The sequence below is a fragment of the Desulfosporosinus sp. I2 genome (assembly GCF_000960765.1).
Classification (GTDB): Bacteria; Bacillota; Desulfitobacteriia; order Desulfitobacteriales; family Desulfitobacteriaceae; genus Desulfosporosinus.
Genome location: NZ_JYNH01000011.1, coordinates 26,855 through 51,514 on the forward strand (window position 1 = coordinate 26,855; position 24,660 = coordinate 51,514).

General features: G+C 44.1%; 23 protein-coding genes and 1 pseudogene. 22 read left to right on the forward strand and 2 right to left on the reverse strand.

Annotated elements, in window-relative coordinates:
* The first annotated feature begins 175 nt into the window (after positions 1–175).
* The 3 genes from UF75_RS04955 (at position 176) to UF75_RS28945 (ending at position 1,586) form a co-directional block, all read left to right on the forward strand.
* Entirely contained in the window at positions 176–1,108 is a 933-nt protein-coding gene (locus tag UF75_RS04955) for a polysaccharide deacetylase family protein (protein WP_045573497.1), read from the forward strand.
* A 157-nt stretch (positions 1,109–1,265) separates the two neighbouring features.
* Positions 1,266–1,397, forward strand: coding sequence for a hypothetical protein (locus UF75_RS30680; protein ID WP_045573498.1), 132 nt, complete (start codon positions 1,266–1,268; stop codon positions 1,395–1,397).
* A gap of 42 nt (positions 1,398–1,439) precedes the next feature.
* On the forward strand, positions 1,440–1,586 hold the full coding sequence (locus tag UF75_RS28945; RefSeq protein ID WP_197079324.1) for a hypothetical protein: 147 nt from the start codon (positions 1,440–1,442) through the stop codon (positions 1,584–1,586).
* A gap of 451 nt (positions 1,587–2,037) precedes the next feature.
* Here the strand turns inward: UF75_RS28945 and UF75_RS30685 are convergent, their stop codons facing one another.
* On the reverse strand, positions 2,038–2,166 hold the full coding sequence (locus tag UF75_RS30685; protein ID WP_282433771.1) for a hypothetical protein: 129 nt from the start codon (positions 2,164–2,166) through the stop codon (positions 2,038–2,040).
* A gap of 182 nt (positions 2,167–2,348) precedes the next feature.
* On the opposite strand from UF75_RS30685, the gene UF75_RS04965 reads away from it, so the two are divergent.
* From UF75_RS04965 to trxA, 11 genes and pseudogenes are all read left to right on the forward strand, one after another.
* On the forward strand, positions 2,349–2,795 hold the full coding sequence (locus UF75_RS04965) for a hypothetical protein (protein WP_045573499.1): 447 nt from the start codon (positions 2,349–2,351) through the stop codon (positions 2,793–2,795).
* 190 nt (positions 2,796–2,985) lie between these two features.
* A complete protein-coding gene (locus tag UF75_RS04970; protein WP_045573500.1) occupies positions 2,986–3,984 on the forward strand; it encodes a cation diffusion facilitator family transporter in 999 nt (332 codons plus the stop codon).
* Between the two features lie 149 nt (positions 3,985–4,133).
* Positions 4,134–6,554 (forward strand): single-stranded-DNA-specific exonuclease RecJ, encoded by a 2,421-nt coding sequence (recJ, locus tag UF75_RS04975; protein ID WP_052692994.1) that lies wholly within the window; start codon positions 4,134–4,136, stop codon positions 6,552–6,554.
* A gap of 15 nt (positions 6,555–6,569) precedes the next feature.
* A complete protein-coding gene (locus UF75_RS04980) occupies positions 6,570–7,082 on the forward strand; it encodes an adenine phosphoribosyltransferase (RefSeq protein ID WP_045573501.1) in 513 nt (170 codons plus the stop codon).
* Between the two features lie 57 nt (positions 7,083–7,139).
* The gene (locus UF75_RS04985; RefSeq protein ID WP_045573502.1) at positions 7,140–9,350 is read left to right on the forward strand and encodes a bifunctional (p)ppGpp synthetase/guanosine-3',5'-bis(diphosphate) 3'-pyrophosphohydrolase; all 2,211 of its coding nucleotides are present in this window, start codon (positions 7,140–7,142) and stop codon (positions 9,348–9,350) included.
* Between the two features lie 2 nt (positions 9,351–9,352).
* Complete coding sequence (gene dtd / locus UF75_RS04990) at positions 9,353–9,802, forward strand: D-aminoacyl-tRNA deacylase (protein ID WP_045573503.1); 450 nt, start codon at positions 9,353–9,355, stop codon at positions 9,800–9,802.
* A gap of 12 nt (positions 9,803–9,814) precedes the next feature.
* Positions 9,815–10,435, forward strand: a complete 621-nt coding sequence (locus tag UF75_RS04995; RefSeq protein ID WP_045573504.1) for an MBL fold metallo-hydrolase — start codon at positions 9,815–9,817, stop codon at positions 10,433–10,435.
* A 360-nt stretch (positions 10,436–10,795) separates the two neighbouring features.
* Positions 10,796–12,067 (forward strand): histidine--tRNA ligase, encoded by a 1,272-nt coding sequence (hisS, locus tag UF75_RS05000; RefSeq protein ID WP_045573505.1) that lies wholly within the window; start codon positions 10,796–10,798, stop codon positions 12,065–12,067.
* A 1-nt stretch (position 12,068) separates the two neighbouring features.
* On the forward strand, positions 12,069–13,853 hold the full coding sequence (gene aspS / locus UF75_RS05005) for an aspartate--tRNA ligase (protein WP_156146232.1): 1,785 nt from the start codon (positions 12,069–12,071) through the stop codon (positions 13,851–13,853).
* A 188-nt stretch (positions 13,854–14,041) separates the two neighbouring features.
* Positions 14,042–14,321: pseudogene (locus tag UF75_RS05010) on the forward strand (metal-sensitive transcriptional regulator).
* Between the two features lie 25 nt (positions 14,322–14,346).
* Positions 14,347–14,676, forward strand: coding sequence for a thioredoxin (gene trxA, locus UF75_RS05015; RefSeq protein WP_045573506.1), 330 nt, complete (start codon positions 14,347–14,349; stop codon positions 14,674–14,676).
* 32 nt (positions 14,677–14,708) lie between these two features.
* Here the strand turns inward: trxA and UF75_RS05020 are convergent, their stop codons facing one another.
* Positions 14,709–15,998 (reverse strand): replication-associated recombination protein A, encoded by a 1,290-nt coding sequence (locus UF75_RS05020; protein WP_045573507.1) that lies wholly within the window; start codon positions 15,996–15,998, stop codon positions 14,709–14,711.
* 234 nt (positions 15,999–16,232) lie between these two features.
* Between UF75_RS05020 and UF75_RS05025 the strand changes: the two genes are divergently transcribed.
* The 8 genes from UF75_RS05025 to alaS all read left to right on the forward strand — a co-directional run bounded on the left by UF75_RS05025 (position 16,233) and on the right by alaS (position 24,626).
* Positions 16,233–16,685, forward strand: coding sequence for an Rrf2 family transcriptional regulator (locus UF75_RS05025; RefSeq protein ID WP_045573508.1), 453 nt, complete (start codon positions 16,233–16,235; stop codon positions 16,683–16,685).
* 39 nt (positions 16,686–16,724) lie between these two features.
* Positions 16,725–17,909 (forward strand): cysteine desulfurase NifS, encoded by a 1,185-nt coding sequence (nifS, locus tag UF75_RS05030; protein ID WP_045573509.1) that lies wholly within the window; start codon positions 16,725–16,727, stop codon positions 17,907–17,909.
* 16 nt (positions 17,910–17,925) lie between these two features.
* Complete coding sequence (gene nifU, locus UF75_RS05035) at positions 17,926–18,303, forward strand: Fe-S cluster assembly scaffold protein NifU (RefSeq protein WP_045573510.1); 378 nt, start codon at positions 17,926–17,928, stop codon at positions 18,301–18,303.
* An 8-nt stretch (positions 18,304–18,311) separates the two neighbouring features.
* Positions 18,312–19,421, forward strand: a complete 1,110-nt coding sequence (gene mnmA, locus UF75_RS05040) for a tRNA 2-thiouridine(34) synthase MnmA (RefSeq protein WP_045573511.1) — start codon at positions 18,312–18,314, stop codon at positions 19,419–19,421.
* 343 nt (positions 19,422–19,764) lie between these two features.
* Positions 19,765–20,259: a PRC-barrel domain-containing protein gene (locus tag UF75_RS05045; RefSeq protein WP_045573512.1), complete on the forward strand. Its 495-nt coding sequence runs from the start codon at positions 19,765–19,767 to the stop codon at positions 20,257–20,259.
* Entirely contained in the window at positions 20,256–20,450 is a 195-nt protein-coding gene (locus tag UF75_RS05050; protein WP_045573513.1) for a hypothetical protein, read from the forward strand. Before UF75_RS05045 ends, UF75_RS05050 begins: the two co-directional genes overlap by 4 nt.
* 113 nt (positions 20,451–20,563) lie before the next feature.
* Positions 20,564–21,595: an AI-2E family transporter gene (locus UF75_RS05055; protein WP_045573514.1), complete on the forward strand. Its 1,032-nt coding sequence runs from the start codon at positions 20,564–20,566 to the stop codon at positions 21,593–21,595.
* A 403-nt stretch (positions 21,596–21,998) separates the two neighbouring features.
* A complete protein-coding gene (gene alaS, locus UF75_RS05060; protein WP_045573515.1) occupies positions 21,999–24,626 on the forward strand; it encodes an alanine--tRNA ligase in 2,628 nt (875 codons plus the stop codon).
* Positions 24,627–24,660: the final 34 nt, after the last annotated feature.

Genomic DNA, 24,660 nt, shown 5'->3' on the forward strand with positions numbered 1-24,660 from the left:
GGAAGCATAAGTGCAACTAAGGCGACCGCCTTCGCCAAGGCTTGGCGCTAGCCAAGTTTTCTTTATAACGATTAAGGAAAACCTCTGCAGAAATAGATTGAGGAAATGGATTTATATGTTAAAATAGTCTAGTAGTGTTTCAGATTAATGGTGCAAAGGGGTAAGCAACTAGACGATGGTAAACAAAATAGTAAGAATACTGATTGTTTTTTCTCTCGTATTGGGAATTAATGGCTGCAAAGGCTTGGAAACTTCCTCGCAATCAACAGTTGAAGCCTTGACATCTAATACATCAAGACTGGGGTCAATATATCAGACAGATTCTGATCAAGAATCTAAGCCTGCCTTTGAATCGGTATTAAAGGAATCTAGGGAACCGTGGAATAAATCATCAAACTCGCAAGACTTGAGGGATTTACCGGATCTTCCAGGTTTACTTATACGACAACCAATCCCTATCTTGTATTACCATTCGGTTATGCTGGAGGCGGAAAATGAAGTGAGAATGCCCCCAGACCAGTTTGAGGCTCAGATGGACTTTTTGTGTGATAATGGTTACCAAAGTATTACCTTAAATCAGTTATACAGAGCCTTTTATCAAGGTGCTAGCTTACCACCCAAACCCTTTGTGATTACCTTTGACGATGGTTATCTCGATAATTATACGACTGCGTTCCCGATCTTGAGAAGATATGGGTTCACCGCAACGGTCTTCATGGTCTCTAGTTATATAGGGGGAGAAGATTTTTTATCTTGGCCACAGCTTAAAGAACTCGTTGCCAGTGGATGGGAGATTGAGGGACATACCGATACCCATCCATATTTATCTAAAATAGATGAAATAACCTTGTTGCACGAACTAAAAAGTTCCAAGGAACTTTTAGAACTTGGACTCGGAAAGACAGTGGATTTCTTAGCATATCCTTATGGAGACTTTGACTCGGCTGTTTTACAAGCAGTCAGGGATACTGGATATTTAATGGCTTTTACTACCGAACGGGGTTGGGCAAACCCAAATTCAGATGCAAGGCAAATTCAACGTATTTATTGCTATGCTAATATGGGTCAAAATGAATTTTCTCGGCGCTTACAAAACTGGAACTACTAATTTTAAAATACCGCTTCTCAAACAAGAGCGCGGTATTTATTTTTTTCTGATAGGACATGAAGAGCAACTGGAAAATGTTAACACTTGAACTTTGATTGACATATCTTACTGTGAGCTCAATAAAAACCCAGATTATGGAAAGAGGAGGTTGTTCGATATGGCTTTCGGGGCAGGCGTCGTTGATGGTGTAGATGGTGCTGCATGTGGATGTGGACCGAACTTTTTACCAGGAATTGCAGTTGTTGTAGTGATAATTCTCTTATTAATTGCAATGGGCATTGTATTCTAAATCTATTAATCTAAACAATAGAAAAATAAAGGAGGGTAAATCATGTACGGATATGGAGCTGCTCGTCCAGGATATGGCGTGGGTTGTTGCGCACCCGCACCTGTCGTTGCACCCGTCGGAGTTGGCGTGGGTGTTGGGATTATTGCTATTGCTATTTTGATCTTAATTGCTTTAGGAGTAATTTTCTAAACAATAAATTTAAGGAGGTTAAAACTATGTTTGCAGGTGGAGCTGGAATTGGCGCTGGAATCGCTATCGTTGTCGTGATTATTCTTTTGCTTATTGCCATGGGAATCGTATTCTAAAAACTAATAAGGTAGAGTGAATACACGCGGAGGTGAGTTTATGTACGGGTATGGAGCTGGCGTTGGTGGATTTGCAGGAGCTGGGATCATTGCAATTGCAATCTTAATTCTGATCGCCTTAGGGGTTATCTTTTAAACCATCTCTGATCGAATTTGTAGAGGACCCTTATTTAGGGGTCCTCTATTGGCAGTGAAATTTCATGTGTTTGAAACCCTTAGCGGATAATTATTCTATTTTCCTTAGTCTTTATAAAGACTAAGGATCGCTAACATTTTGAACATAGCGATCCTCTAATTACCAATTCTTAAATTATTACAAGTTATAAGAATAGAGATTAAACAATGACATCCAACGAATCTAGTTTTTCCGGCTTAGTGACACTTACCACCACCAACGACGAAAGCCCCACCATGGACCAAATCCAAAGCCCCACCAAGGGAAACCACCCCAGCGACCCCACCACATAGAGAAAACCTCCTTTTGTTCACAATTTGGTTTATTAGTAGCTATTGCTAATACAGAATATGAAAAGTGCTGGGAAATAGTTCCAATATTTACCGTTGATAAAACGGTTGATGTAAGAGTGTGATTAGGTTGCTGATGATTAGGTTATACTACCACAAGCGAAGAGGGGGAGGGAGGTTCGTGGGATTCATTGAACTAATATTATTTGAAGGGGTACTTATTCTTTCCGCAGGAATCATTTTCTTCGGCGGGATATGGGGAACAGTTTTAGCCACAATGGTTTTAAGTGGATTCAATTATCGTTTTAATGAGGGGGCACAGTTTTGGCAATGGCAAATACCCCTGCTTATTGGAGGAACGGTTGGAATAATATCTCTACTCATCCTTGGTAGAATAGCCAATGAAGGTCAGAAGGTGAACGGACTGGTCGGAGGTGTGGTCAGTTTAGTGCTCTTTGGTGCTTTTCTTACCCCACTTGCCGCTATAATTGCTTGGGTCATGGTGGTTGGGACAGGGTTTATCCCTAAAAATAAGAAGAGTCAGGTTATAAAAAGTTTTTCTATTACGATTATGCGCTTGTTTCTCGGAGCAGTATTTATCTTCTATGGGAACTTCTTAACAGTCTAATCCAGAATTAGTCTTGCTTTAGAGTTACATTTTTGATATCTTATACATAGACTATCTATGTCAGGCAATAGCTGGGCTTCATGGTTTGAGGCAGCGGAGGATCCGCGGGACTTCCTTGATATAAGGAGTCCTATTTTTATGTGTTGCCATAATCTAATCAGTAGTGTTTTAGGCGAAGGAGAGTAATGACGTGGATGAGAAGACACAGGTGGCTTCATTATCTGTCGCATCAAATAGTTTCTTAACGTTTAGTAAAATTGTGATCGGGTTAAGTAGCGGCTCGGTAAGTATACTGTCAGAGGGAATCCATTCTGGCATTGACCTAGTGGCGGCTTTTATTGCCCTTTTTGCAGTCAGGGAATCGGGAAAGCCTGCAGACTCAGGTCATGCCTATGGACATGGGAAAATTGAGAATGTTTCTGGTACAATTGAAGCTGCTTTAATATTTGTGGCTGCTCTAATGATTATCGTGGAAGCGTTTCAGAAAGTTATGGATATTATTTATGGAGAAGGCGGACATGTTTCAGATTTGGGTCTTAGTTTAGGTTTAGTGGTTATGGGTGTTTCAGCAATTATTAATTTGATCGTCTCAACACGACTTATGAAGGTAGCCAGGCAGACTGATTCAGTAGCACTCGAAGCGGATGCTATGCATTTAAGGACTGATGTTTTTACCTCAGTTGGAGTTTTTATAGGGATACTCTTGATTAAGTTTACGGGGTGGATGATCCTAGATCCGATCATAGCGCTGGGGGTTGCTATGATGATTATCAAGGCATCCTTTGACTTGACGAAGAAAGCATTTTCACCACTGGTTGACGTCAGTTTACCAGATGAAGAACGTGAGATTATTGCCGAAGTCCTTTTATTTCATGCGGACGAATTTGTGGAATTTCACAAACTTCGTACAAGGAAGGCCGGAGCGGAAAGACATGTTGATTTACATTTGGTCGTTCCTAAATACACCTCAGTCGTTGATGCTCACGAACTTTGTGACAGGATAGAGCAGGAAATTAATGAGAGGTTACATCAAACATTTGTCCTAATTCATGCAGAACCATGTAGTAGCAGAGAGGCCGAATGTCCTGTTGAGCATGGCGCAGTTTCATCCTGCCAACGCTGCAAAGTACAGAAATCAGAGGCCGGTCCAGAAGATAGAGGTCAGAGGCCAGAGATCAGAAACCATTAACTTCTGAGGATGGGTAAGTCTGTCTTGGCTTTGGAGACTGAGGAACTAGCGAAGTCCGAGGTTCGAACTTCGTGCCTCGTGCCTCGTGCTTCGAGAAAGCTTGCTGCTGTTTGCGCAGTGTCTTATAATGAGGGTCTGGGGGAATATAAATGAAACGAATATGGTCCATGCAACAATCTTCCGGACGAATGTCAGAAATTCTTGGCGATTCATTAGGCCTTTCTCCAGTAGTCACGGATATTTTAGCCATAAGGGGTTTTCAAGAACCAAAAGAAGCCATAGAATTTTTGCGACCGACACTCTTGAATCTTTCTTCCCCATTTTGTTTTAAGGATATGAAGCGAACTGTTCAACGCTTGTCCTTAGCCCTTGAAAAAAAAGAGAAAATCCTTATTTATGGAGATTACGATGTTGATGGGGTAACAAGTACTACGTTATTATATAAAGTCCTAACTGATTTAGGTTTTCAAGCAGTAGCCTATATTCCCCATCGGCAAGACGAGGGATATGGATTACATTCTGAAGCTATTCAACGGGCTGCAGAGGCTGGGGTAAGTGTTTTAATAACGGTAGATTGCGGAATCACTGCAATTTCGGAAGTAAAACTTGCAGAATCCTTGAATATCGATGTTATCCTTACAGATCACCATGAACCACTCGAACGTTTACCGGAAGCCTATGCGATCTTAAATCCTAAAGTGGAGAATTCAGGGTACGGATTTCGAGATTTAGCCGGAGTAGGAGTGGCGTTCAAGTTAGCCCAAGCATTGCTGTCTTCGTTCGGAAATCAGGAAGTTGGCATACATACTGAAATCCAACTCTTAGATTTAGTGGCTTTAGGGACGGTTGCGGATTTAGTACCACTCGTTGAGGAAAACCGAATTTTCGTCCAGCTTGGCCTTCGTCAGATGGAAGAATCCTGTCACTTGGGATTATTAGCTCTGCTCGACGAGTGTGGACTGAGGAATAAACCTCTTAAAGCCGGTCAAATCGGTTTTATGGTTGCCCCACGGATTAATGCCGCCGGACGAATGGACAGTGCACGAGCAGGACTGGAACTGCTCTTAACCGGGGATCAGGAACGAGCACGTGAGCTTGCTCATCAATTAACTCTGGAAAACCAAACCCGTCAGGAGGTTGAGAAAGCGATTTTGGCTGAGGCAATTGCTTTATTAGAGTGTGAACCCCTTCCCAGGGTCATTGTTCTATCAGCAAGCCATTGGCACCATGGCGTGATTGGGATTGTGGCATCTCGCTTGGTGGAACGCTATTATCGTCCGGTATTTATGATAGCGGAAGAAGGTGATGAAGCCAAGGGTTCTGCCCGTGGGATAGCGGGGTACCCTGTTTTGGAACAACTGAGTACTCAAGCCCAACTGTTAATAAAATTCGGGGGACATAGACAGGCTGCAGGCTTTTCTCTCCATACAGGAGATATCGGATGTTTCAGAGCGGGTTTAAATGAACAGGCTTTGGCTTTTGAGGATTCTCTTTTTCAAGAAGTCCTGAAAATTGACCGGCAAGTTTCTCTTGAGGAAGTTTCAGCAGATTTACTCCGTCAACTTGAACAAATGGCTCCCTTTGGCTTTGGAAATCCTGGGCCGACCCTAGCCTGTAAGGGAATTCCTGTGCATTCCGTCAGCGCTGTTGGCAAAGAAGGGAGTCATATTAAATTTCGTTTTGGATCTCAGGGAAAGCAAGAAGGGATTGCCTTCCGACTGGGTGATCGTATTGGAGAACTGAATGGTAAACTAAGTTTAGATGCCGCGTTTAGCTTAGATTGGAATACCTTTCGGGGACGGGAAGATGTTCAATTAATGATCAAGGATATCCAAACCGAAGCGGAGTGGAGTGACAATTCCTCAAAGCTAGACTATGATACAGAAAACACCTTTCAGGAAATTGCTGTTGCTTATGATCGACCTATAGTGGAATGGTTGGACTGGCGTAACTTACTTCCCGAAGAGTGGCCTATGTCAGATATTAACTCCTTATGGATTTGGGATACGAACGGGAGCGCGCCGACTCTTAGAAAAGGGAAGAGCAAACGCCCACTGATAGAAGTGTCAGTCTCGGAAGTGGATCAAGAAGAGAGAAAAATTCAGGGAGAGACGCTGGGCGTGATTCTTGGCCTCCCCCTTACTGAAGAGGATTTTAAAGAAGGGGTCGAAAAACTTAGAATATTAGGCATTTTTCGGATTGCCCTTGCAGGATTTCAAAGTCCTGATGAGGAAAGGGTTCGTCAGCGATGTAATTGCCTTGAGCGTGAAGAATTGATCATGCTCTATCGGGCTCTCCTTGCCAAATCGAAGCTAGGGAACCCCTTCCATTGGGAATTTGATGCCCAAGTCTTACAAAATGGGAAACTTGCCCTTAAGATTTTTGAAGAGCTGGGTTTACTCCGTTGTCTAGGGGGGACTGACAAGATTGCCTTAGAGTGGATTCCCGCACAGAGTAAGTTGGATCTAGACACTTCTTTGCGTTATCGGTTTGCAAAGGAGCACGTTGCAAGGGCTTTAAAGTTCCAGCACAATTTATTAGAAAGTGTTGATTGGAATAGTTATAATTGAAAGGCGGAGTAGCTCATGGACTTTAGAGATCATATTCGCGTAATTGCTGATTTCCCTAAGGAAGGGATATCCTATAAGGATGTTACTACCTTGCTTAAAAACGGTGAGATCTACCGTTTAGCAATAGACGCCCTTGTCGAACAAATTAAACCCTGGCAGCCTGACATAATCGTTGGACCAGAGGCACGTGGCTTTTTATTCGGAGCTCCAGTTGCCTATGCTTTGGGAATCGGTTTTGTTCCTGTGCGCAAACCAGGCAAGTTACCAGCAAAAACAATTTCGGAAACCTATGCTCTAGAATATGGATTTGATTCCTTAGAAGTCCACGCCGATGCCATTCATCCTGGAGAACGGGTTGTGATCGTTGATGACCTGTTAGCAACGGGTGGAACGATGCTGGCCACAGCAAATTTAATGAAGAAAATTGGGGCAGACGTTCTTGGTATGGGATTTTTGATTGAATTAGGGTTCTTAAAGGGCCGGGATAAGCTTATAGAGTATCCTGTTTTCTCGTTGGTTGAATATTAATTAAGATGGGAATAGGATAATCATGCCTAATCAATATCGGATGAGAGGAGTTCGCCAATGTCCTTCGCGGAGCTAATGGCAATATTGCACAAGAAATCCCCACAGGCCCGTTTAGCTATTGTGGAGAAAGCCTATCAGTTTGCTGAGAAAGCACATCGTGGGCAACTTCGCAATTCTGGGGAAGATTATATTCAGCACCCTTTGGAAGTCGCGCAGATTTTGGTTGAACTGGAAATGGATGAGGCGACCATTGCTGCCGCCTTACTTCATGACGTTGTAGAGGATACTTCATTAACTCCTGGAGATATTGAAAAGGAATTCGGTTCAGAAATTGCGTTGCTTGTCGATGGGGTAACAAAGCTTGGACGGATTGAGTACAAGAGTAAAGTGGAGCAACAAGTCGAGAACCTACGCAAAATGTTTTTGGCAATGGCCAAGGATATTCGTGTAATTCTTATTAAGCTAGCTGATCGGCTCCATAACATGCGTACTTTAAAATATCATTCTATTGAGAAACAAAAAGAGATTGCTCAAGAAACCCTTGAGATCTTTGCACCTTTGGCTAACCGCCTGGGGATTTTTCGGATTAAATGGGAGTTAGAAGATCTTTCCTTTCGATATTTGAAACCTCAAGAATACTATGATTTAGTGGAAGGGATTGCTCTTAAACGACGGGAACGGGAAGCCTATATTAACGAAGTTATAATACAAATGCGTGAACGGTTAAGAGAAGTCGACATTTATGCGGATATCGCTGGACGGCCAAAGCATTTTTACAGTATCTATCGTAAAATGACGACCCAACATAAAGAACTGAGTGAGATTTACGATTTAATGGCGATTCGCGTGGTTGTAGAATCGGTCAATGATTGTTATGGGGCACTGGGTATCATCCATACCTTATGGAAGCCTATACCGGGACGATTTAAAGACTATATAGCCATGCCCAAACCGAACATGTATCAGTCACTGCATACTACGTTAATCGGAGTTCATGGAGAGCCTTTTGAAATTCAGATTCGGACTTGCGAAATGCATCGTACGTCAGAATATGGGATTGCCGCACACTGGAAGTACAAGGAAGGCAATAAAGAAAATAACAAAGATGGAAGTAATAAGACGGCAAGTGTGAACTTTGAGCAAAAGCTTTCTTGGTTGCGTCAACTGCTCGAGTGGCAACATGATTCCCGGGATGCCGGCGAATTTATGGAATCTTTGAAAATTGACTTATTTACAGACACGGTTTTCGTTTTTACTCCTAAAGGGGATGTGGTTGAACTGCCCGCGGATTCGTGCCCGGTCGATTTTGCTTACCGGGTTCATACGGATGTAGGGCATCGGTGTATCGGTGCCAAGATTAATGGACGGATTGTTCCTCTGGAAACTAAACTCAGTAATGGCGATATTCTTGAGATTCTTACCTCGAAGCAAGGAGGCGCTCCAAGCCGAGATTGGTTAGCTTTTGTTAAAACGTCTCAGGCTAAGAATAGAATTCGGCAATGGTTTAAGAAAGAACAAAGAGAGGATAACATTGTCCGCGGACGTGAAAGTTTGGAACGGGAGGTCCGTAAACTTGGACTGGATCCGATTATTCTTAGGCCGGAAAGCCTACTTGCAATCGGTAAGAGTCAAAATCTTATGGGTTTGGATGATATATATGCTGCTATTGGGGATGGTGTCCTAACCACTAATAAGGTATTAATGCGCTTACGTGAGGATCTTTCCAAAGAAGAACGTGAAAAGTTGCAGCTTGCGTCACTTCAGCAGAGTGAGGGAAAAACATCTATCCAGACTTCCTACGGCAAAGCCTCTCACGGTGTAATGGTTAAGGGTATTGATAATGTGTTGATTCGTTTTGCACAGTGCTGTAACCCGCTTCCCGGGGATACGATAATCGGGTACATTACCCGTGGCCGAGGGGTGTCTATTCATCGTGGAGATTGTAGTAATGTCTTAAGCCATTCTCAAGAAGAAAGTGAGCGGGTTGTGGAAGTCGTATGGGCAGAACAGGTCGATTCCACCTATCCTGTCGATATTCAAATCTACGGAATGGACAAGCCGCGTTTGGTTACCGAGGTCATGAATACAGTCCTAGATACTCGCACGCATATTCTTGGGATTAACGCCCGAGTTGGGAAGGATAATATAGCTTATATTCAGTTGCGTATTGAAATTCGTAATCTTGAACAACTAAAAACAGTCATGCATAAAATCCGTAAGGTTAAAGACATTACGGAGGTTAAGCGGATTCATTCGGGAGGCAGATAATATTGCGCAGTGTTGTTCAGCGTGTTAAACGGGCATCCGTGACCGTGAATGGTCAAACCGTAGGGCAGATAACTGACGGGCTCTTAGTGCTGCTGGCAGTCGGGCAGGGTGACAGTGTAAACGATTTGACCTGGATGGTGGATAAGCTTGTAGGTCTTCGGATTTTTGAAGATGAAGAGGGAAAAATGAATCGTTCCATACTGGATATGGGTGGAGAGCTTCTGGTGGTTTCTCAATTTACTCTCTATGGGGATTGCCGCAAGGGAAAACGTCCCAGCTTTTCTTCAGCCGCACCTCCAGAGCAGGCCAAGGAGATGTTTGAGAAAAGTGTGGAAGCGATTCGTAGCTACGGTCTTAAAGTCGAAACTGGGATCTTTCAAGCAGAGATGGATGTCGAACTGATCAACGATGGACCCGTAACGATTTTGTTGGATAGTGAAAAGAAATTTTAGGAGGGAACGTTGATGATTGAAGGGCGGGCCATGGGTGCTATGGGGGCAAATTGCTACCTCTATGCATGTCCGGAAACCAAGAAAGCGGTAATCATTGACCCGGGAGCGGATGGCAATCAGATTTATCGCTGGGTATTAGAGAAGGGTGTAAAGGTCGACTATATTCTTATCACTCATGGACATGTCGATCACATTGGTGCTGTGGATGAACTAAGGGAGCTTTTAGGAAATGTATTAGTGGGGATTCATACGGGAGATGCAGGCATGCTGACCGATGGCAAGAAGAACCTTTCTAGTTATTTTGGGCCAGGTCTCATCCAAAAGAAAGCGGATATTCTACTTCAGGATGGGCAAGAACTTATTATTGGTAACCAACGACTCAAGGTTATCTCGACCCCAGGGCATTCGCCTGGAGGAGTATGTTTTTTATGTACTGAGGGATTGTTTAGCGGGGATACACTGTTTGCGGGGTCGATTGGAAGAACCGATTTTCCGGGCGGCTCGTTAGACCAACTACTTGCTGGAGTTAAACAAAAGCTGTTAGTACTTCCGGAAGAAACTCGTGTTTTTCCGGGACATGGTGAAGAAACCAGTATTGGAGAAGAAAAGCGGGACAATCCTTTTTTGGGATAAAGTAAATTGGGTCCAGAGGATTTGACAAGCAGACGTCATATTTGATAAAATGATGTTTAATCATTAAATACTTGTAAAATATTCATTAAAACCTTTGGAAAAATCCGCGTTATTCTTTCTTCAGGGAGGGCTAGCAAGACTGGAACTAGCCTGAAAGACGCACGGTTAGACGCTCCGTAAGGGAATAGTTTACATCGGGTAGTCTCGTTAACGACTATAAAGTGGGCGGAAGACTCCGTCAATTAGGGTGGCACCACGAGAAGTTCTCGTCCCTTGCGCAAAGCAAGGAACGAGAACTTTTTTTAATCGGCCATCAGTATTTGAGCTGGAAGACAAATTCTTATCCAAGGAGGAATTACTATGGCGATACAGCGTCCGAAAGGGACTCAAGATCTTTTGCCAGGCACAGTGGAACAATGGCAATATCTTGAAGATACCATCCGAAACGTTTGCCGAGAATTTGGGTATGAAGAGATACGTACCCCTATGTTTGAAGCAACTGAACTTTTCCAACGCGGGGTAGGTCAAACCACGGATATTGTAAAGAAAGAAATGTATACTTTCTTAGACAAAGGGGACCGTTCGATGACCCTTCGCCCAGAGATGACGGCTTCGGTTTGTCGTGCTTATGTAGAGGACAAGCTATATGGGCAGCCCCAACCGGTTAAGTTATACTACGTCGGTCCGATGTTTCGCTATGAGCGACCACAAAGTGGGCGTTATCGCCAATTCCATCAATTTGGGGTTGAGGTGTTGGGGGCGGATCAACCGCTGGTTGACGCAGAAGTCATTAGCTTAGTCTGGAATTTATATAAGCGTCTGGGCTTAGTGGGCCTTGAAGTCCACGTTAATTCAGTAGGTTGTCCGACTTGTCGGGCTGAACACCGTAAACGACTTCAGGAGTTTTTAGATGAACGTCAAAGCGAACTCTGTAGCGATTGTCAAGAGAGATTTGAACGTAATCCTTTGCGAATCCTTGATTGCAAGAATCCGTCTTGTCAAACGCTTACTGCAGGGGCTCCGACTACAAAGGATACCTTATGCGAGGAATGCAGTACTCACTTTGAAGGAGTTCTTGCCTTATTGGGAGCAGCGGGAGTGGTTTACCGAGTCAATCCACGCTTAGTTCGGGGGCTTGATTATTATACAAAAACAGCGTTTGAAGTAATGGTTGAGGAAATTGGAGCACAAAGTGCCATCTGTGGCGGTGGACGTTATGATGGGCTAGTTGAAGAAATCGGTGGATCTCCTACCCCAGGTATTGGATTTGCCATGGGAATCGAGCGTGTGCTGGCAGCTCTACAAGTTCAAAATAAATTGCCTGAGCAAAAGCCCAAGCTCTTTGCTATGTTCATCGCCCTGGGCGAAAAAGCCCAGAATAAGGCTTTTTCCCTCTTATGTGAGTTGAGAGATCAAGGGATCCCCGTGGGCATGGATTTACTCGGCCGAAGTTTGAAAGCCCAACTGAAAGCCGCAGATCGCCAAAATGCTCGCTTTGCCCTGATCCTTGGTGAAGCTGAATTGGAAAAAAATGTGCTCCTTATTCGGGATTTAACGATTGGGGAACAAACCGAAGTTTCCTTGGATAAATCACTCCAAGAAATAAACAAAAAGTATCAGAGGGGTGTTTGACGTGACAATGTTTTCGGAACGTATCATGAATAATGAGTTAGGGCTAGATAAGGTTGGTCAGGTCGTCCGTTTATTGGGATGGGTTCAACGGCGCCGTGACCATGGTGGATTAATCTTTGTCGACCTACGGGATCGATCGGGTATTGTACAGGTGGTCTTTGGTCCGGAAAAGATGGGAGAGGGTTTTTCAAATGCCGAAAGCCTCCGCTCGGAATTCGTGGTTTCTATTCAAGGACAAGTAATGGCACGACCTGAAGGAATGATTAATCCGAACTTAGCAACTGGAACCATTGAGATCGTTGCTGGAGTCTTAGAAATACTGAATGGAGCCAAGACCCCTCCCTATTATCTAGTCGATCAAGTCGAGGTCGATGAAACGGTGCGCCTCAAACACCGTTATTTGGACTTACGTCGTCCTGAAATGCAGGCCGTGTTCAAAACTCGGCATCAAGTTACCCAAATTATGCGTAATTTTTTTGATAAGCAAGGATTCTACGAAATCGAAACTCCGATGCTTATTAAGTCGTCCCCGGAAGGAGCTCGGGATTATCTGGTTCCCAGTCGTGTCCATCCTGGCGAATTTTATGCCTTACCTCAGTCTCCGCAGATATATAAGCAACTTCTGATGGTGGGCGGCATGGAGAAGTATTTTCAGATTGCCCGTTGTTTCCGGGATGAAGACCTTAGAGCGGATCGACAGCCTGAGTTCACTCAGCTTGATATTGAAATGTCCTTCGTCGAGGTCGAGGATATTCTACCTATGATGGAACAATTAATGGTACGAATTTTCTCGGAGACGATGGGAAAATCGGTGGTGACGCCTTTTCCTCGTTTAACATATAAGGAAGCTATGGACCGTTTTGGTTCGGATAAACCAGATATGCGATTCGGTATGGAACTTATTGATGTGGGGGATCTTGTAGCTAAGACTGGCTTTAAGGTTTTTGCCAATGTTGTGGCTAATGGCGGAAGTGTGAAATGCATCTGTGCCAAGGGTTGTTCAGGAATGCCCCGCCGAGAGATTGATGATTTAGCGAAATACGTCAGTACTTATCGTGCCAAAGGCTTAGCTTGGATTGTCATGGCTGAGGAAGGAATTAAATCTCCGATTGCCAAATTCTTTACGGAAGAAGAAATGAACGCCTTAATCGAACGTGTAGGTGCTGAGACTGGAGATATTGTCTTCTTTGTTGCAGACACTTACTCGGTCGTCTCGGAAGCACTGGGTCATCTTCGTCTAGAATTAGCCAAACGATTGAGTCTGATTCCAGAGGACACGCTCAACTTCTTATGGGTTACAGAATTTCCTCTTCTGGAATATGATGAGGATCAACAACGCTATATTGCGATACATCATCCGTTTACTGCACCTATGGATGAAGATATACTCCTATTAGAGACGGAACCAATTAAAGTACGGGCCAAAGCGTATGACATGGTCCTCAATGGGATAGAACTGGGGGGCGGAAGTATTCGTATTCATCGCCGTGGGATTCAAGAGCAGATATTTAGTGCTCTAGGTTTATCCCCAGAAGAATCGGTGGATAAATTCGGGTATCTTTTAGAGGCCTTTGAGTATGGTACCCCTCCTCATGGTGGAGTAGCTTTTGGGCTGGATCGCTTGATTATGCTTCTAACGGGTAAAGATAACATTCGAGACGTGATTGCTTTTCCCAAAACCCAAAGTGCCTCTGATTTAATGGCCCATGCACCTTCGCCAGTGGCGGATAAACAGTTAAAGGATTTGCATATTGTGACTAATATTGAGGTCGCTGGTATAAAGTAAACTCGTATAGCGAAAACTAAACATCGAAACTTCGGGAGTTCTACCCAATTTTCTATGGACTTTTGGAGGCATAACATATCCATTTTTTTCCGATAAACTAAGTATGCGTTTAAGAGTTGACAGGGGAGGGGGTTTTTAGCTATAATATTATTGAAGCTACCCCCTTAGGGTATCGGAGGAAGCATAAGATGAATAATTCAACGACTTATTCGGAATCTAAAGATGACCTTGTCCGCAGGCTGAAAAATCGAAGGCCAAGTCAAAGGGATCCAACGCATGGTTGAAAGTGATAAATATTGTGTGGATGTTTTAATTCAAGTGGCGGCTGTGCGTGCCGCGATCAATCGGGTTGGCACCATTGTCTTTGAACACCATTCACGCGAGTGTATGCGTAATGCCGTTGAAAACAATGATCAGGAAGCTTCGATTGAAGAGCTTATTGGGGTGCTCACTAAGTTCATAAAGTAAATTTAATTAACGGGAGGAATTTTAAATGGCTGGTGCAAATGTTAAAACCTTTACTACTGAAAACTTTGAGTCGGACGTTTTGAAGTCTGAGCAAGTTGTTTTAGTGGATTTTTGGGCTCCGTGGTGTAGTCCATGTCGCATGGTAGCTCCTATTGTGGAGGAACTTGCTGACGAATATGTTGGACGAATAGCAATTGGAAAGCTCAATGTTGATGAAAACGGTCCGATAGCAAGTCAGTATGGAGTCATGAGTATACCAACGCTCGGGATTTTCAAAGGGGGCAAGTTGGTTGACAAAATAGTAGGGTTCCGTGGAAAACCGGATCTTGTCAAAATGCTTGACGCTCAGGTCTAATCACACATAGACAAAAGCGATGCCCTGATAGACTAGGGCATCGCTTTTGTTAATTCTTTCCCCATTTCAGATGGGACGTAAAAAGTTTGTTCTTGGATGCTTGGGGGGAGGTAGGGCTGTTCGATCCAGTGGTTCGGATAGTTATGAGGGTATAAGTATCCTTGCCCATGTCCCAATTTGTCTGCACCCGGGTAGTGCGCATCTTTAAGGTGGGCGGGAACTTCCCCAGTAGGGTGTTTTCTTACATAATCGAGGGCACGGTCGATGCTTGCGACAGCGCTATTGCTTTTGGGAGCTGTGCAGATGGCTAGTACTGCTTGAGCCATGGGGATCCGTGCTTCGGGGAGACCGAGCCATTCGAGAGCATTGGCGGCTGCATGAGCTTGGAGCATGACCATTGGATCTGCGAGTCCAACGTCTTCAGAGGCATGGACAATAATCCTGCGCATGATGAATCGTGGGTCTTCTCCTGCTTCAAGTAAGACCGCTAACCAGTAAAGTGCCGCATCGGGGTCGGAGCCACGCATACTTTTAATTAAGGCGGAAATGATGTCATAATGATTATCTCCAGCTTTATCAAAGCGGATGGACCTTTGCTGTATTGATTCTTCTGCTATGGCCAGCGTAATTCGTCGAATCCCATTCTCAGGTGCTGTGGTGAGAACTGCCAGTTCCAAGGCATTAAGGGCGCGGCGCAAATCTCCATTAGCGTAATTATGCCAATGCTCCCAGGCGTCAGGTGTTATTTCTACCTGATATCTACCCAATCCACGTTCTGCATCTTGCAAGGCATGTTCTAAGCCTCTTTGGATTTCTACGGGAAGAAGTAGTTCTAGGTGAAAAAGAGTGGAACGGCTTAGGAGGGCAGAATTCAGTTCGAAAAAGGGGTTTTCTGTTGTAGCCCCAATAAAAGTAATGGTTCCGTTCTCTACAGCGGGGAGTAAAGCATCTTGTTGTCCTTTATTAAATCGGTGAACTTCATCACAGAAAACTAAAGTACGTTTACCATAAAGGTGAAGATTATTAGTAGCCTGTAAAATAATTTCACGGATCTCTTTAACGCCTGAGGTGACAGCATTGATCCGGATAAAGTGTGCTGCTGTTTTGGCTGCAATAACTTGTGCCAAGGAGGTTTTGCCTGTTCCGGGCGGGCCATAGAGGATGAGTGAGGATACACGGTCAGCTTCAATTGCTCGCCTTAGAAGTTTCCCGTGGCCGAGGATATGACTTTGCCCGATGTACTCTTCGAGCGATCGTGGTCGCATACGCTCTGCAAGGGGGGCCACTTCATGTTGATTAAATGAGGCAGAGAATAGATCCATTTTTGATGTTCCTTTCTAGGAAAAAGTATCTTAGCCTATTCCCCTCTTAGCTGGCGCTTGTCGGGCTTTTTAGGTTAAGTGGCATAATTATACCATGCCAGATGAAGCTCTGTCTGGTAGTTAAGTTTATGTAGGTATACTTGACAAATCCCGAGTATTTTTATAAGATATAAATAAGAAATGTAGAAAAATGAAGTTTAAAGGTCTCAACTAGTGGAAATGAGGTGAGGGTGGTTGAAGCTCTCGACCAAGGGACGTTATGGTGTAAAAGCTATGTTTGATTTAGCCCAACATGTGGGTGAGGGGCCGACTTCTTTGAAAAGTATTGCTGAGAGGCAAGGTATTTCAGAGCATTATTTGGAGCAATTGATTTCGGGTTTGCGTAAAGCAGGACTCGTTAAGAGTATACGCGGTGCACAAGGCGGTTACTTGCTAGGAAGAGAACCAGATAAAATAAGAATTGGGGACATTATACGCGTCTTAGAAGGGCCCATTGCTCCAACAGATTGTGTATCAGAAGAGGCTCCGGAAATCTGTTCCAAAGCCGAATTTTGTGTCACACGAACGATCTGGGAGAAGGTTAGAGACTCTATCGCGGATGTGCTTGATTCGATTACTCTTGAAACGATGCTCGAAGATGCCAAAAAGATCGAATCGGAGCGGAGCTTGTATATGTACTATATTTAGCCATATTTCAAAACACAAATTACTATAAGGAGTGAGACCATTATGCGAGTTTATTTAGACCATAGTGCAACAACTCCGGTGGATCCGGAAGTAGCTGCCTTGATGATGACATATTACACTGAAAAATATGGCAATCCGTCAAGTGTTCATAGTTTTGGTAGGGAGGCTAAACAGGCTTTAGAACAAGCGAGAAGTCAAGTAGCTGAGCTCATAGGGGCTACCCCTCAAGAGGTTACCTTTACCAGTGGCGGGACGGAAGCGGACAATCTTGCAATTATAGGTACTGCTGAAGCGCTCCGCAAAAAAGGTAAACATATTATTACTTCTTGTATCGAACACCACGCTGTATTAGAAACTTGTGAGTACTTGGGTAAGAATGGGTTTGATTTGACGGTTATCCCTGTAAATGAAGAGGGAATTCTTTTAGTTGAGGACGTTAAAAAGGCAATTCGGCCAGATACGATTTTAATTAGTGTGATGCATGCCAATAATGAGGTGGGCTCAATTCAACCAATTGCTGAGATTGGTAAATTGGCCAAAGAACATGGGATAACGTTTCACGTTGATGCGGTTCAATCGCTCGGAAAGATACCTATTAATGTGGTTGAGATGAATGTAGACTTATTGACTATATCCAGTCACAAGATCTATGGTCCTAAAGGAGTTGGGGCCCTATATATTCGAAAAGGGGTACGGATTGTACCATTAGTTCATGGGGGAGGGCAAGAAAAGAGACGTCGCTCAGGAACTGAGAATACACCAGGAATCATCGGGTTTGGTAAAGCTTGCGAGCTGGCTGGACAACGGATGGCGGATGATGCTAAGCATCAAACGAAACTGCGCGACAAACTCATGAACGGAATTCAAGAACGTATTGAATACGTTAAGGTTAATGGACCCCTTGGGGAAAAACGCTTACCTAATAATGTGAATGTCAGTATTCGTTATGTCGAGGGCGAATCTTTATTATTATCACTGGATATGTTGGGAATCGCAGCCTCAAGCGGCTCAGCTTGTACTTCAGGTTCCTTAGATCCTTCTCACGTGCTACTGGCCATGGGCCTTATCCATGAAATTGCCCACGGTTCGCTGCGCTTTTCCTTAGGACGTCAGAACACGGAAGAGGAAATCGATTATCTTCTTGAACAATTACCGAAGATTGTAGAACGTTTGCGCATGATGTCCCCGCTCTATGATCAGGTTATTCATATGAAACAAGCATAAAAAGGAGTGACGATAAATGTATACAGAAAAAGTAATGGATCATTTTACTAATCCTCGTAATGTTGGAGAATTGGAAAATGCCAATGGTGTCGGTGAAGTTGGAAACGCTAAATGTGGAGATATTATGCGTATTTATTTAGATATTGAGGGAGACATTATTAAGGATGTCAAGTTTAAAACCTTTGGCTGTGGTGCTGCTGTTGCTACAAGTAGTATGGTGACGGAAATGGTTAAGGGAAAGACGATTGACGAAGCATTGGTGATTTCTAATGCCGCTGTCGCAGAAGCTTTAGGGGGGCTGCCTGAAACGAAAATGCACTGTTCTAACTTGGCAGCTGATGCACTCCATAAAGCGATCGAGGATTACCGTAATAAACAACAAAAGAAGGAATAGATGATTTTATGGCTCTATCAACCAAACCAAAAGTAGTTGTGGGTATGAGCGGTGGCGTGGATAGTTCCATGGCCGCCGCTTTACTCAAAGAAGAAGGATACGATGTAATTGGGGTAACTTTGCAAATATGGGAATCTGCAGGACCAGAGACAGAGTGGGGTTGTTGCTCCAACTCAGCCATTGATGACGCCAGGCGGGTTGCTTTTGTACTAGGGATTCCCCATTATGTCATGAACTTCCGTTCGTATTTTGAGGAGACTGTGGTGGATTATTTCACACAGTCTTATTTGTATGGAGAAACTCCAAACCCATGTCTAGCCTGTAATAAGTATGTTAAATTTGGGGAGTTGCTCCGCAAGGCGCGTGGGTTGGGGGCTGAATTCATAGCGACCGGACATTATGCGCAAGTATTAAGAGATCCGGGAAGTGAACGCTTTCTCTTAAGTAAGAGTGCGGATCAGCGTAAAGATCAAACTTATGCGCTTTATATGTTGACCCAAGAACAACTTGAGCACACGCTTTTTCCTTTAGCAACTCACAACAAAGAACAGGTTCGGGAAATGGCAAGAGAACGGGGTTTAAGCGTGGCCAATAAACCCGAAAGCCAAGAAATCTGTTTTGTTGCCAATGACGATTATGCTTCGTTTGTTCGGGAGCGTATCAAAGTTCCCATCAAGCCAGGCAATTTTGTGGACCTCGCTGGAGGTAAGCTTGGTCGGCACGAGGGGATTATTCACTTTACGGTAGGGCAGCGGAAAGGGCTAGGGGTTACGTTTGGTAAACCAATGTTTGTAGTAGGGTTGAATCCTGAAAGCAATGAGGTTGTTTTGGGGGAAGATCCGGATGTTTATACTGATACGCTATGGGCAATCGAGCCAAACTGGATATCGATTTCGGAACTTCAGGAACCTTTAAAAGTCAAAGCAAAAATTCGTTATAATTCTATAGGCGCAGAGGCAACTATTTATCCTGCTGAAATAGGGGCAGACTATGATGTAAAGGTTTGTTTTGATGAACCACAGCGTGCAGTAACTCCGGGACAGGCAGTTGTCTTTTATCAAGGAGACTTAGTGGTTGGAGGGGGAAAGATTATCTCCGATCCAAGAGGACGCCGCTAAATCGAAGTTCGAGGTTCGAGGTTCGAACTTCGAAGTCGAAGATGAAGTTTAATGACGTACATCAAGACTCTGGGTAAGTTTAGCTATATTCAGACCATCCATGGCGGTGTTCTAACCTCAAGCATCCTTGTTTGAGTTATGGCTTCAGGGACGTTCGGCCGTCCATGGCCAGCGGTCCCTTCGCACCATCCATGGTTACAGGGACACTCGGCCGTCCATGGCCAGCGGTCCCTTCTCACCATCCATGGTTACAGGGACACTCGGCCGTCCTTGGCCATCGCATGCATAAAGTTTAAGATAGTCGGGCAGAGTATAGATAATACTTAATTGTGAGGTGAAGAATATGCGGCGCACTCGAGAGATAGTCGGACTACCTGTTTTAGATCTGAGAAGCGGGGACTCGATTGGGTGGGTACAAGATTTGGTCCTTGACAATGATAAAGATGAGGTTGTAGGAATTCTTTTAGAGGGCGGGCACTTCTTTCAATCTGCAAAAGGCATTCCGCGAAAGGACATCATAACGTTTGGGAAGGATGCACTCACAGTTAAGCGAAAATCGGTGGAAGAACTTAAGGGGACACGATGGTCTGACAAAGTGGGTAATGAAGTCTATACCCAAGGTGGAGAAGCTAGAGGTACGATCGAAGATGTTTTTCTCGATGATTCCGTAGAAAAAATGGTTGGATTTGAAGTTTCTGACGGGCTCTTCGCGGATCTACTTCATGGCAGGGGAACTATTCTTAGGCCCCGTGTAATGATCGATGGAAAAGACATTTTGATCGTTGATAACCAAGTATCCCCCTTGGATCAAGCAAATGAAGGGGGTATACTATCATGAATTGTCCAGTTTGCGATGGACGGGCCATTGGTAAAGTGGGAGTAGAACAGTTTTATTGCTGGGATTGCTGCGTCGAATTTGCGACTCAAACTGACAAAGTAGTTATTTATGATTTAGCGGAAGATGGTTCTCTCGTTGCTTGGGATGACCCTGCCCTTGAATCCGGTGTTTCCTGCGCTACAATGGAGTAATTCAACTACCAAACTTGGGTAATAAAATTAGGCAATAAAAGCGCGCATTGCGCGCTTTTGCCATGGCTGAACTCAACACAAAATCTCTTTAATTTTAAGAGGAAGGAAATTAGATGAAACATAAGTATTGGAAATGGATTTTCACGGGAACTTGCTTACTCATTGCAATCTTGATTCTTTTCAGGGTGAGGGCAATTTTAGGTCCTTTTTTTCTTGCGTTTGTTCTAGCCTTTCTTCTTAACCCCTTTGTTGAAGGCTTAGAACGACAAAGGATTAGCCGGAACAAATCAATTGCGATCGTTTTCACAGTAATTATAGGAATTTTAGCTACTGCAATTTTACTTATCCTTCCCACTATTTATAATGAACTTAGTAAGTTGGTCGTGGTGCTACCTAAAACGATTCAGTCGATGACAGAAATGATGGATGGATTTCGAGAACAATTTAAGGCAACTGGTTTGCCCAGCCGCGTGGCGTTCGTGTTGGATCAACATTTAGCTCAGGGCGAACTTATCATTGCCGATCGGCTTAATCTTTTTTTAACCAGTCTGCCCAATGTGCTTTCCACCTTTACTCTCTACATATTATCTCCAGTTATAGCCATATACCTTTTGGCAGACTGGAAAGGCCTTGGGAATGGTTTTTTTCGAATTATTCCTCAACGCTGGAGGATGGAATGGAGACGGTTGTGGCAAGATGTTAACCATGTAATCCGTCAATTCATACGAGGAGATTTAGTTGTCGCGGTAATTGTAGGGATATTAATCGGAGTTGGTGTAAAATTAGTAGGGATGGAGTATGCTTTATTAATAGGTTTGATATGCGGAGTTTTTGATCTTATTCCCTACTTTGGACCCGTGATTGGGGCAGTACCGGTCGTTTTATTAGCTTTAACGCAGTCACCGGGGATGGCCTTGAAAGTTGTTCTCGTCATTTTTATCGTACAGCAGCTCGAGGGGAACATCATCTCGCCTAAACTCATGGGAGAAAGTGTAGGGCTACATCCCCTGTGGGTTGTTTTTGCCCTTTTAGCTTGTGGAGAAATAGCTGGCTTTTGGGGTATGTTTCTTGCAGTCCCTATGGCCGCTGTTATCCGAGTTGTATTAAATCATGTTTATTTCAGGTTAGTTTCAACAAAGGTCTAATTTGGTTGACAAATAAGACATTCCCTGTATATACTTTATAAACAATGGGAAATTGTAGGTTTAAGATGAAAGATTTTTTGTGCTGTAGATATGCAGTGTGATCCCCAAAAAATCTCGTCCCTGATATAATAGGGTGAGGTTATTTTTTTATACTAGTCAGAAAGTATAACTTCGTTGTATACTGCAGGAAGGCTAATACGTGCGAAGACAGTGTCTTCGTCTGGAAGCATAAGGGCAACTAAGGCGGCCGCCTACGCCAAGGCTGCAAGCTGGTTTACACGTGCGAAGACAGTGTCTGCGAGAAGGTTAATTCGCGCGAAGACAGTGTCTTCGTGGGCGCCAGCCAAGTTTTCTTTATTGGACATGCTATATTATTAAGTTTAATTTCTAAAGGGGTGTTCGCATGTATTCTGGTAATCAATTAAGGGACATGTTTTTAAAGTATTTTGAGGCTAAAGGGCACAAAATTTTGCCCAGTGCCTCCCTTATTCCCAAAGATGATCCAACCTTGTTATTAACGGTCGCAGGCATGGTTCCATTTAAACCTTATTTTCAACGTAGGGTAGAACCTCCTTTTCCACGAGCCACAACGGCTCAAAAATGTGTTCGCACCCCGGATCTAGAAGAGGTAGGGAAAACGGCTCGTCACCATACATATTTTGAAATGTTGGGCAATTTTTCGTTTGGAGATTACTTTAAAAATGAGGCAATACCCTGGGCTTGGGAATATATTACAGAAGTATTAAAAATCCCCGTTGAAAAGCTTTGGGTAACTATCTATCCTGAAGATGATGACGCAAAAAAAATATGGGAGAAAGCGGGCGTCAAATCCGAGCGAATCATTGGAGACCCTGAGAATTTTTGGGCTGCTGGACCTACAGGCCCTTGTGGACCTTGTTCGGAAATATATGTCGATCTTGGAGAAGCTAGAGGGTGTAACAAACCTGGTTGTGCCATGGGCTGTGATTGCGATCGCTTTTTAGAGATCTGGAATTTAGTCTTCATGCAGTATAACCGCGATGAAGCGGGTGTCTTGACTCCCCTTCCGAAACAAAACATTGATACTGGTATGGGGTTAGAGCGGATCGCGTCGGTGATGCAAGGGGTTGAGACTAACTTCGATACGGACCTATTTCGACCCATTATTGACCATGTGGCTAATTTAGCTGGAGTCAAATATAAGAATAACCCTAAAAATGATCTTGCCTTAAAAGTGGTGTCTGACCACGTTCGGGCGGTATCGTTCATGTTAGCTGATGGGATACGTCCGAACAATGAAGGCAGAGGGTATGTTCTTCGTCGAATTTTGAGGCGCGCAGTTCGGTATGCCAAATTATTAGGAATTGACAAACCGTTTTTGGAATCCGCCTTTCAAGTTATCCAAAAAGACTATTCTCATGCCTATCCAGAGCTGAAGGAGAATGAGAATTTCATTCTAAATCACTTAAACTTAGAAGAAAAGAATTTCCAAGCAACTCTAGAGCAAGGTACGCAGTTGTTACAAGACAAGGTCAAGGAACTCTTGAAACAAGGGGAGACGGTCCTAGCCGGACCTGACGCTTTTTATCTTTATGAAACCTATGGTTTTCCTGTCGAGTTAACGGAGGAGATGCTTGAAGAGCAAGGATTAACTGTTGATATGGTGTCTTTCCAAACCGCTGCTGAGGAGCATCGCCTTAGGGCAAAAGAACAGTCTCAGCAAATGCGTGCTGTGGTTGAAAGCCCAGAACTTATGGAAAAGGCAAAACTCTTAGGTCGTACTCCTTTTGTGGGATATGAGAGGCTTTCGGCAACAACTCGAATCGAAGGGTTGTTTGTGGGAGGCGAGGAGAAACAAGATGTTGGAGAAGGGGAAGAGGTCATGGTCTTCCTTACTGAGACTCCGTTTTATGCAGAAAGCGGCGGTCAGGTGTCTGATAGAGGGGTGATGCGAACTTCACGTGCCGAGGCTCGAGTACTTGAGGTGAAAAAAGGTGTTACTGGGACACTGTATCACCGTGCTCAGGTGACAACAGGGGTTCTACACGTCGGAGAAACGGTGGAAGCAGAAATTGATCTTGTTGAACGCCAAGCTACGACTCGCCATCATAGTGCGACTCATCTTCTTCAGGTTGCCCTGCGCTCTGTTCTAGGGGAGCACGTTCAGCAAGCAGGATCGTTAGTTAGTCCAGAACGCCTGCGTTTTGACTTTACTCATTTTTCTGCGCTGTCCACGGAAGGACTTAGAGCGGTAGAGGGGATTATCAATGAAGCGGTCCTGAAAAATATGCCGGTTGCTGCGACAGAAATGCCGTTGAAAGAGGCTAAACTTAGTGGAGCTACGGCACTTTTTGGAGAGAAATACGGAGAGACTGTTCGAGTCGTTAATATGGGGTTGTTCAGTAAAGAACTGTGTGGCGGGACACATGTAAAGAATACTGGAGAGATCGGACTGGTCAAAATTCTTAGCGAGGGTGGTATTGGAGCAGGGTTACGCCGGATTGAAGCAATCGCTGGAATAGAGGCTTTAACTTATTTCCGTGCCCTTGATGACCAAGTGATGGAAGTGGCCCAGAACCTCAAAGCGCAACCTCTAGAAGTAGGAAAACGTGTTCATGGGCTGATGACCCAAGTGAAAGACCTCGAACGAGAAATTAGTCAACTGCAAGCCAAACTTGCTAAGAACGAAGTAGAAGGATTGCTAAAGCGTGTTGCAGAGATCGATGGAATCCAAGTAATAGCAGCTGCTGTTCATGTGTCTGACATGGAAGGACTTCGTCAAATGGCAGATCTTTTGCGAGCTAAACTCAAGGCTGGGGTAATCGTCTTAGGTGCAACTAGCGAAGGTAAAGTGAATTTTGTGACGGTTGTAAGCCCTACAGGTTTAAGTGGGTTACATGCCGGACAGATTATAAAAGAAGTAGCAAAGATTACGGGCGGAAGTGGTGGCGGTCGACCAGACATGGCACAAGCCGGTGGTAAAGATCCTAGTAAGCTGGGAGAAGCGATTGATCGTGTTCCAACAATAGTACGAGGATTTCTGAAGAAATAAATCCCAGTGCTCAATGAAAGGCGAAAGGGGGACA

What these genes read in the sequence shown, in the direction of transcription:
- UF75_RS04955 (WP_045573497.1), top strand. Translation starts at nt 176, where the DNA reads ATGGTAAACAAAATAGTAAGAATACTGATTGTTTTTTCTCTCGTATTG.
- UF75_RS30680 (WP_045573498.1), top strand. Translation starts at nt 1,266, where the DNA reads ATGGCTTTCGGGGCAGGCGTCGTTGATGGTGTAGATGGTGCTGCATGT.
- UF75_RS28945 (WP_197079324.1), top strand. Translation starts at nt 1,440, where the DNA reads ATGTACGGATATGGAGCTGCTCGTCCAGGATATGGCGTGGGTTGTTGC.
- recJ (WP_052692994.1), top strand. Translation starts at nt 4,134, where the DNA reads ATGAAACGAATATGGTCCATGCAACAATCTTCCGGACGAATGTCAGAA.
- UF75_RS04980 (WP_045573501.1), top strand. Translation starts at nt 6,570, where the DNA reads ATGGACTTTAGAGATCATATTCGCGTAATTGCTGATTTCCCTAAGGAA.
- UF75_RS04985 (WP_045573502.1), top strand. Translation starts at nt 7,140, where the DNA reads ATGTCCTTCGCGGAGCTAATGGCAATATTGCACAAGAAATCCCCACAG.
- UF75_RS04995 (WP_045573504.1), top strand. Translation starts at nt 9,815, where the DNA reads ATGATTGAAGGGCGGGCCATGGGTGCTATGGGGGCAAATTGCTACCTC.
- hisS (WP_045573505.1), top strand. Translation starts at nt 10,796, where the DNA reads ATGGCGATACAGCGTCCGAAAGGGACTCAAGATCTTTTGCCAGGCACA.
- trxA (WP_045573506.1), top strand. Translation starts at nt 14,347, where the DNA reads ATGGCTGGTGCAAATGTTAAAACCTTTACTACTGAAAACTTTGAGTCG.
- UF75_RS05020 (WP_045573507.1), bottom strand. Translation starts at nt 15,998, where the DNA reads ATGGATCTATTCTCTGCCTCATTTAATCAACATGAAGTGGCCCCCCTT.
- nifU (WP_045573510.1), top strand. Translation starts at nt 17,926, where the DNA reads ATGTATACAGAAAAAGTAATGGATCATTTTACTAATCCTCGTAATGTT.
- mnmA (WP_045573511.1), top strand. Translation starts at nt 18,312, where the DNA reads ATGGCTCTATCAACCAAACCAAAAGTAGTTGTGGGTATGAGCGGTGGC.
- UF75_RS05045 (WP_045573512.1), top strand. Translation starts at nt 19,765, where the DNA reads ATGCGGCGCACTCGAGAGATAGTCGGACTACCTGTTTTAGATCTGAGA.
- UF75_RS05050 (WP_045573513.1), top strand. Translation starts at nt 20,256, where the DNA reads ATGAATTGTCCAGTTTGCGATGGACGGGCCATTGGTAAAGTGGGAGTA.
- UF75_RS05055 (WP_045573514.1), top strand. Translation starts at nt 20,564, where the DNA reads ATGAAACATAAGTATTGGAAATGGATTTTCACGGGAACTTGCTTACTC.
- alaS (WP_045573515.1), top strand. Translation starts at nt 21,999, where the DNA reads ATGTATTCTGGTAATCAATTAAGGGACATGTTTTTAAAGTATTTTGAG.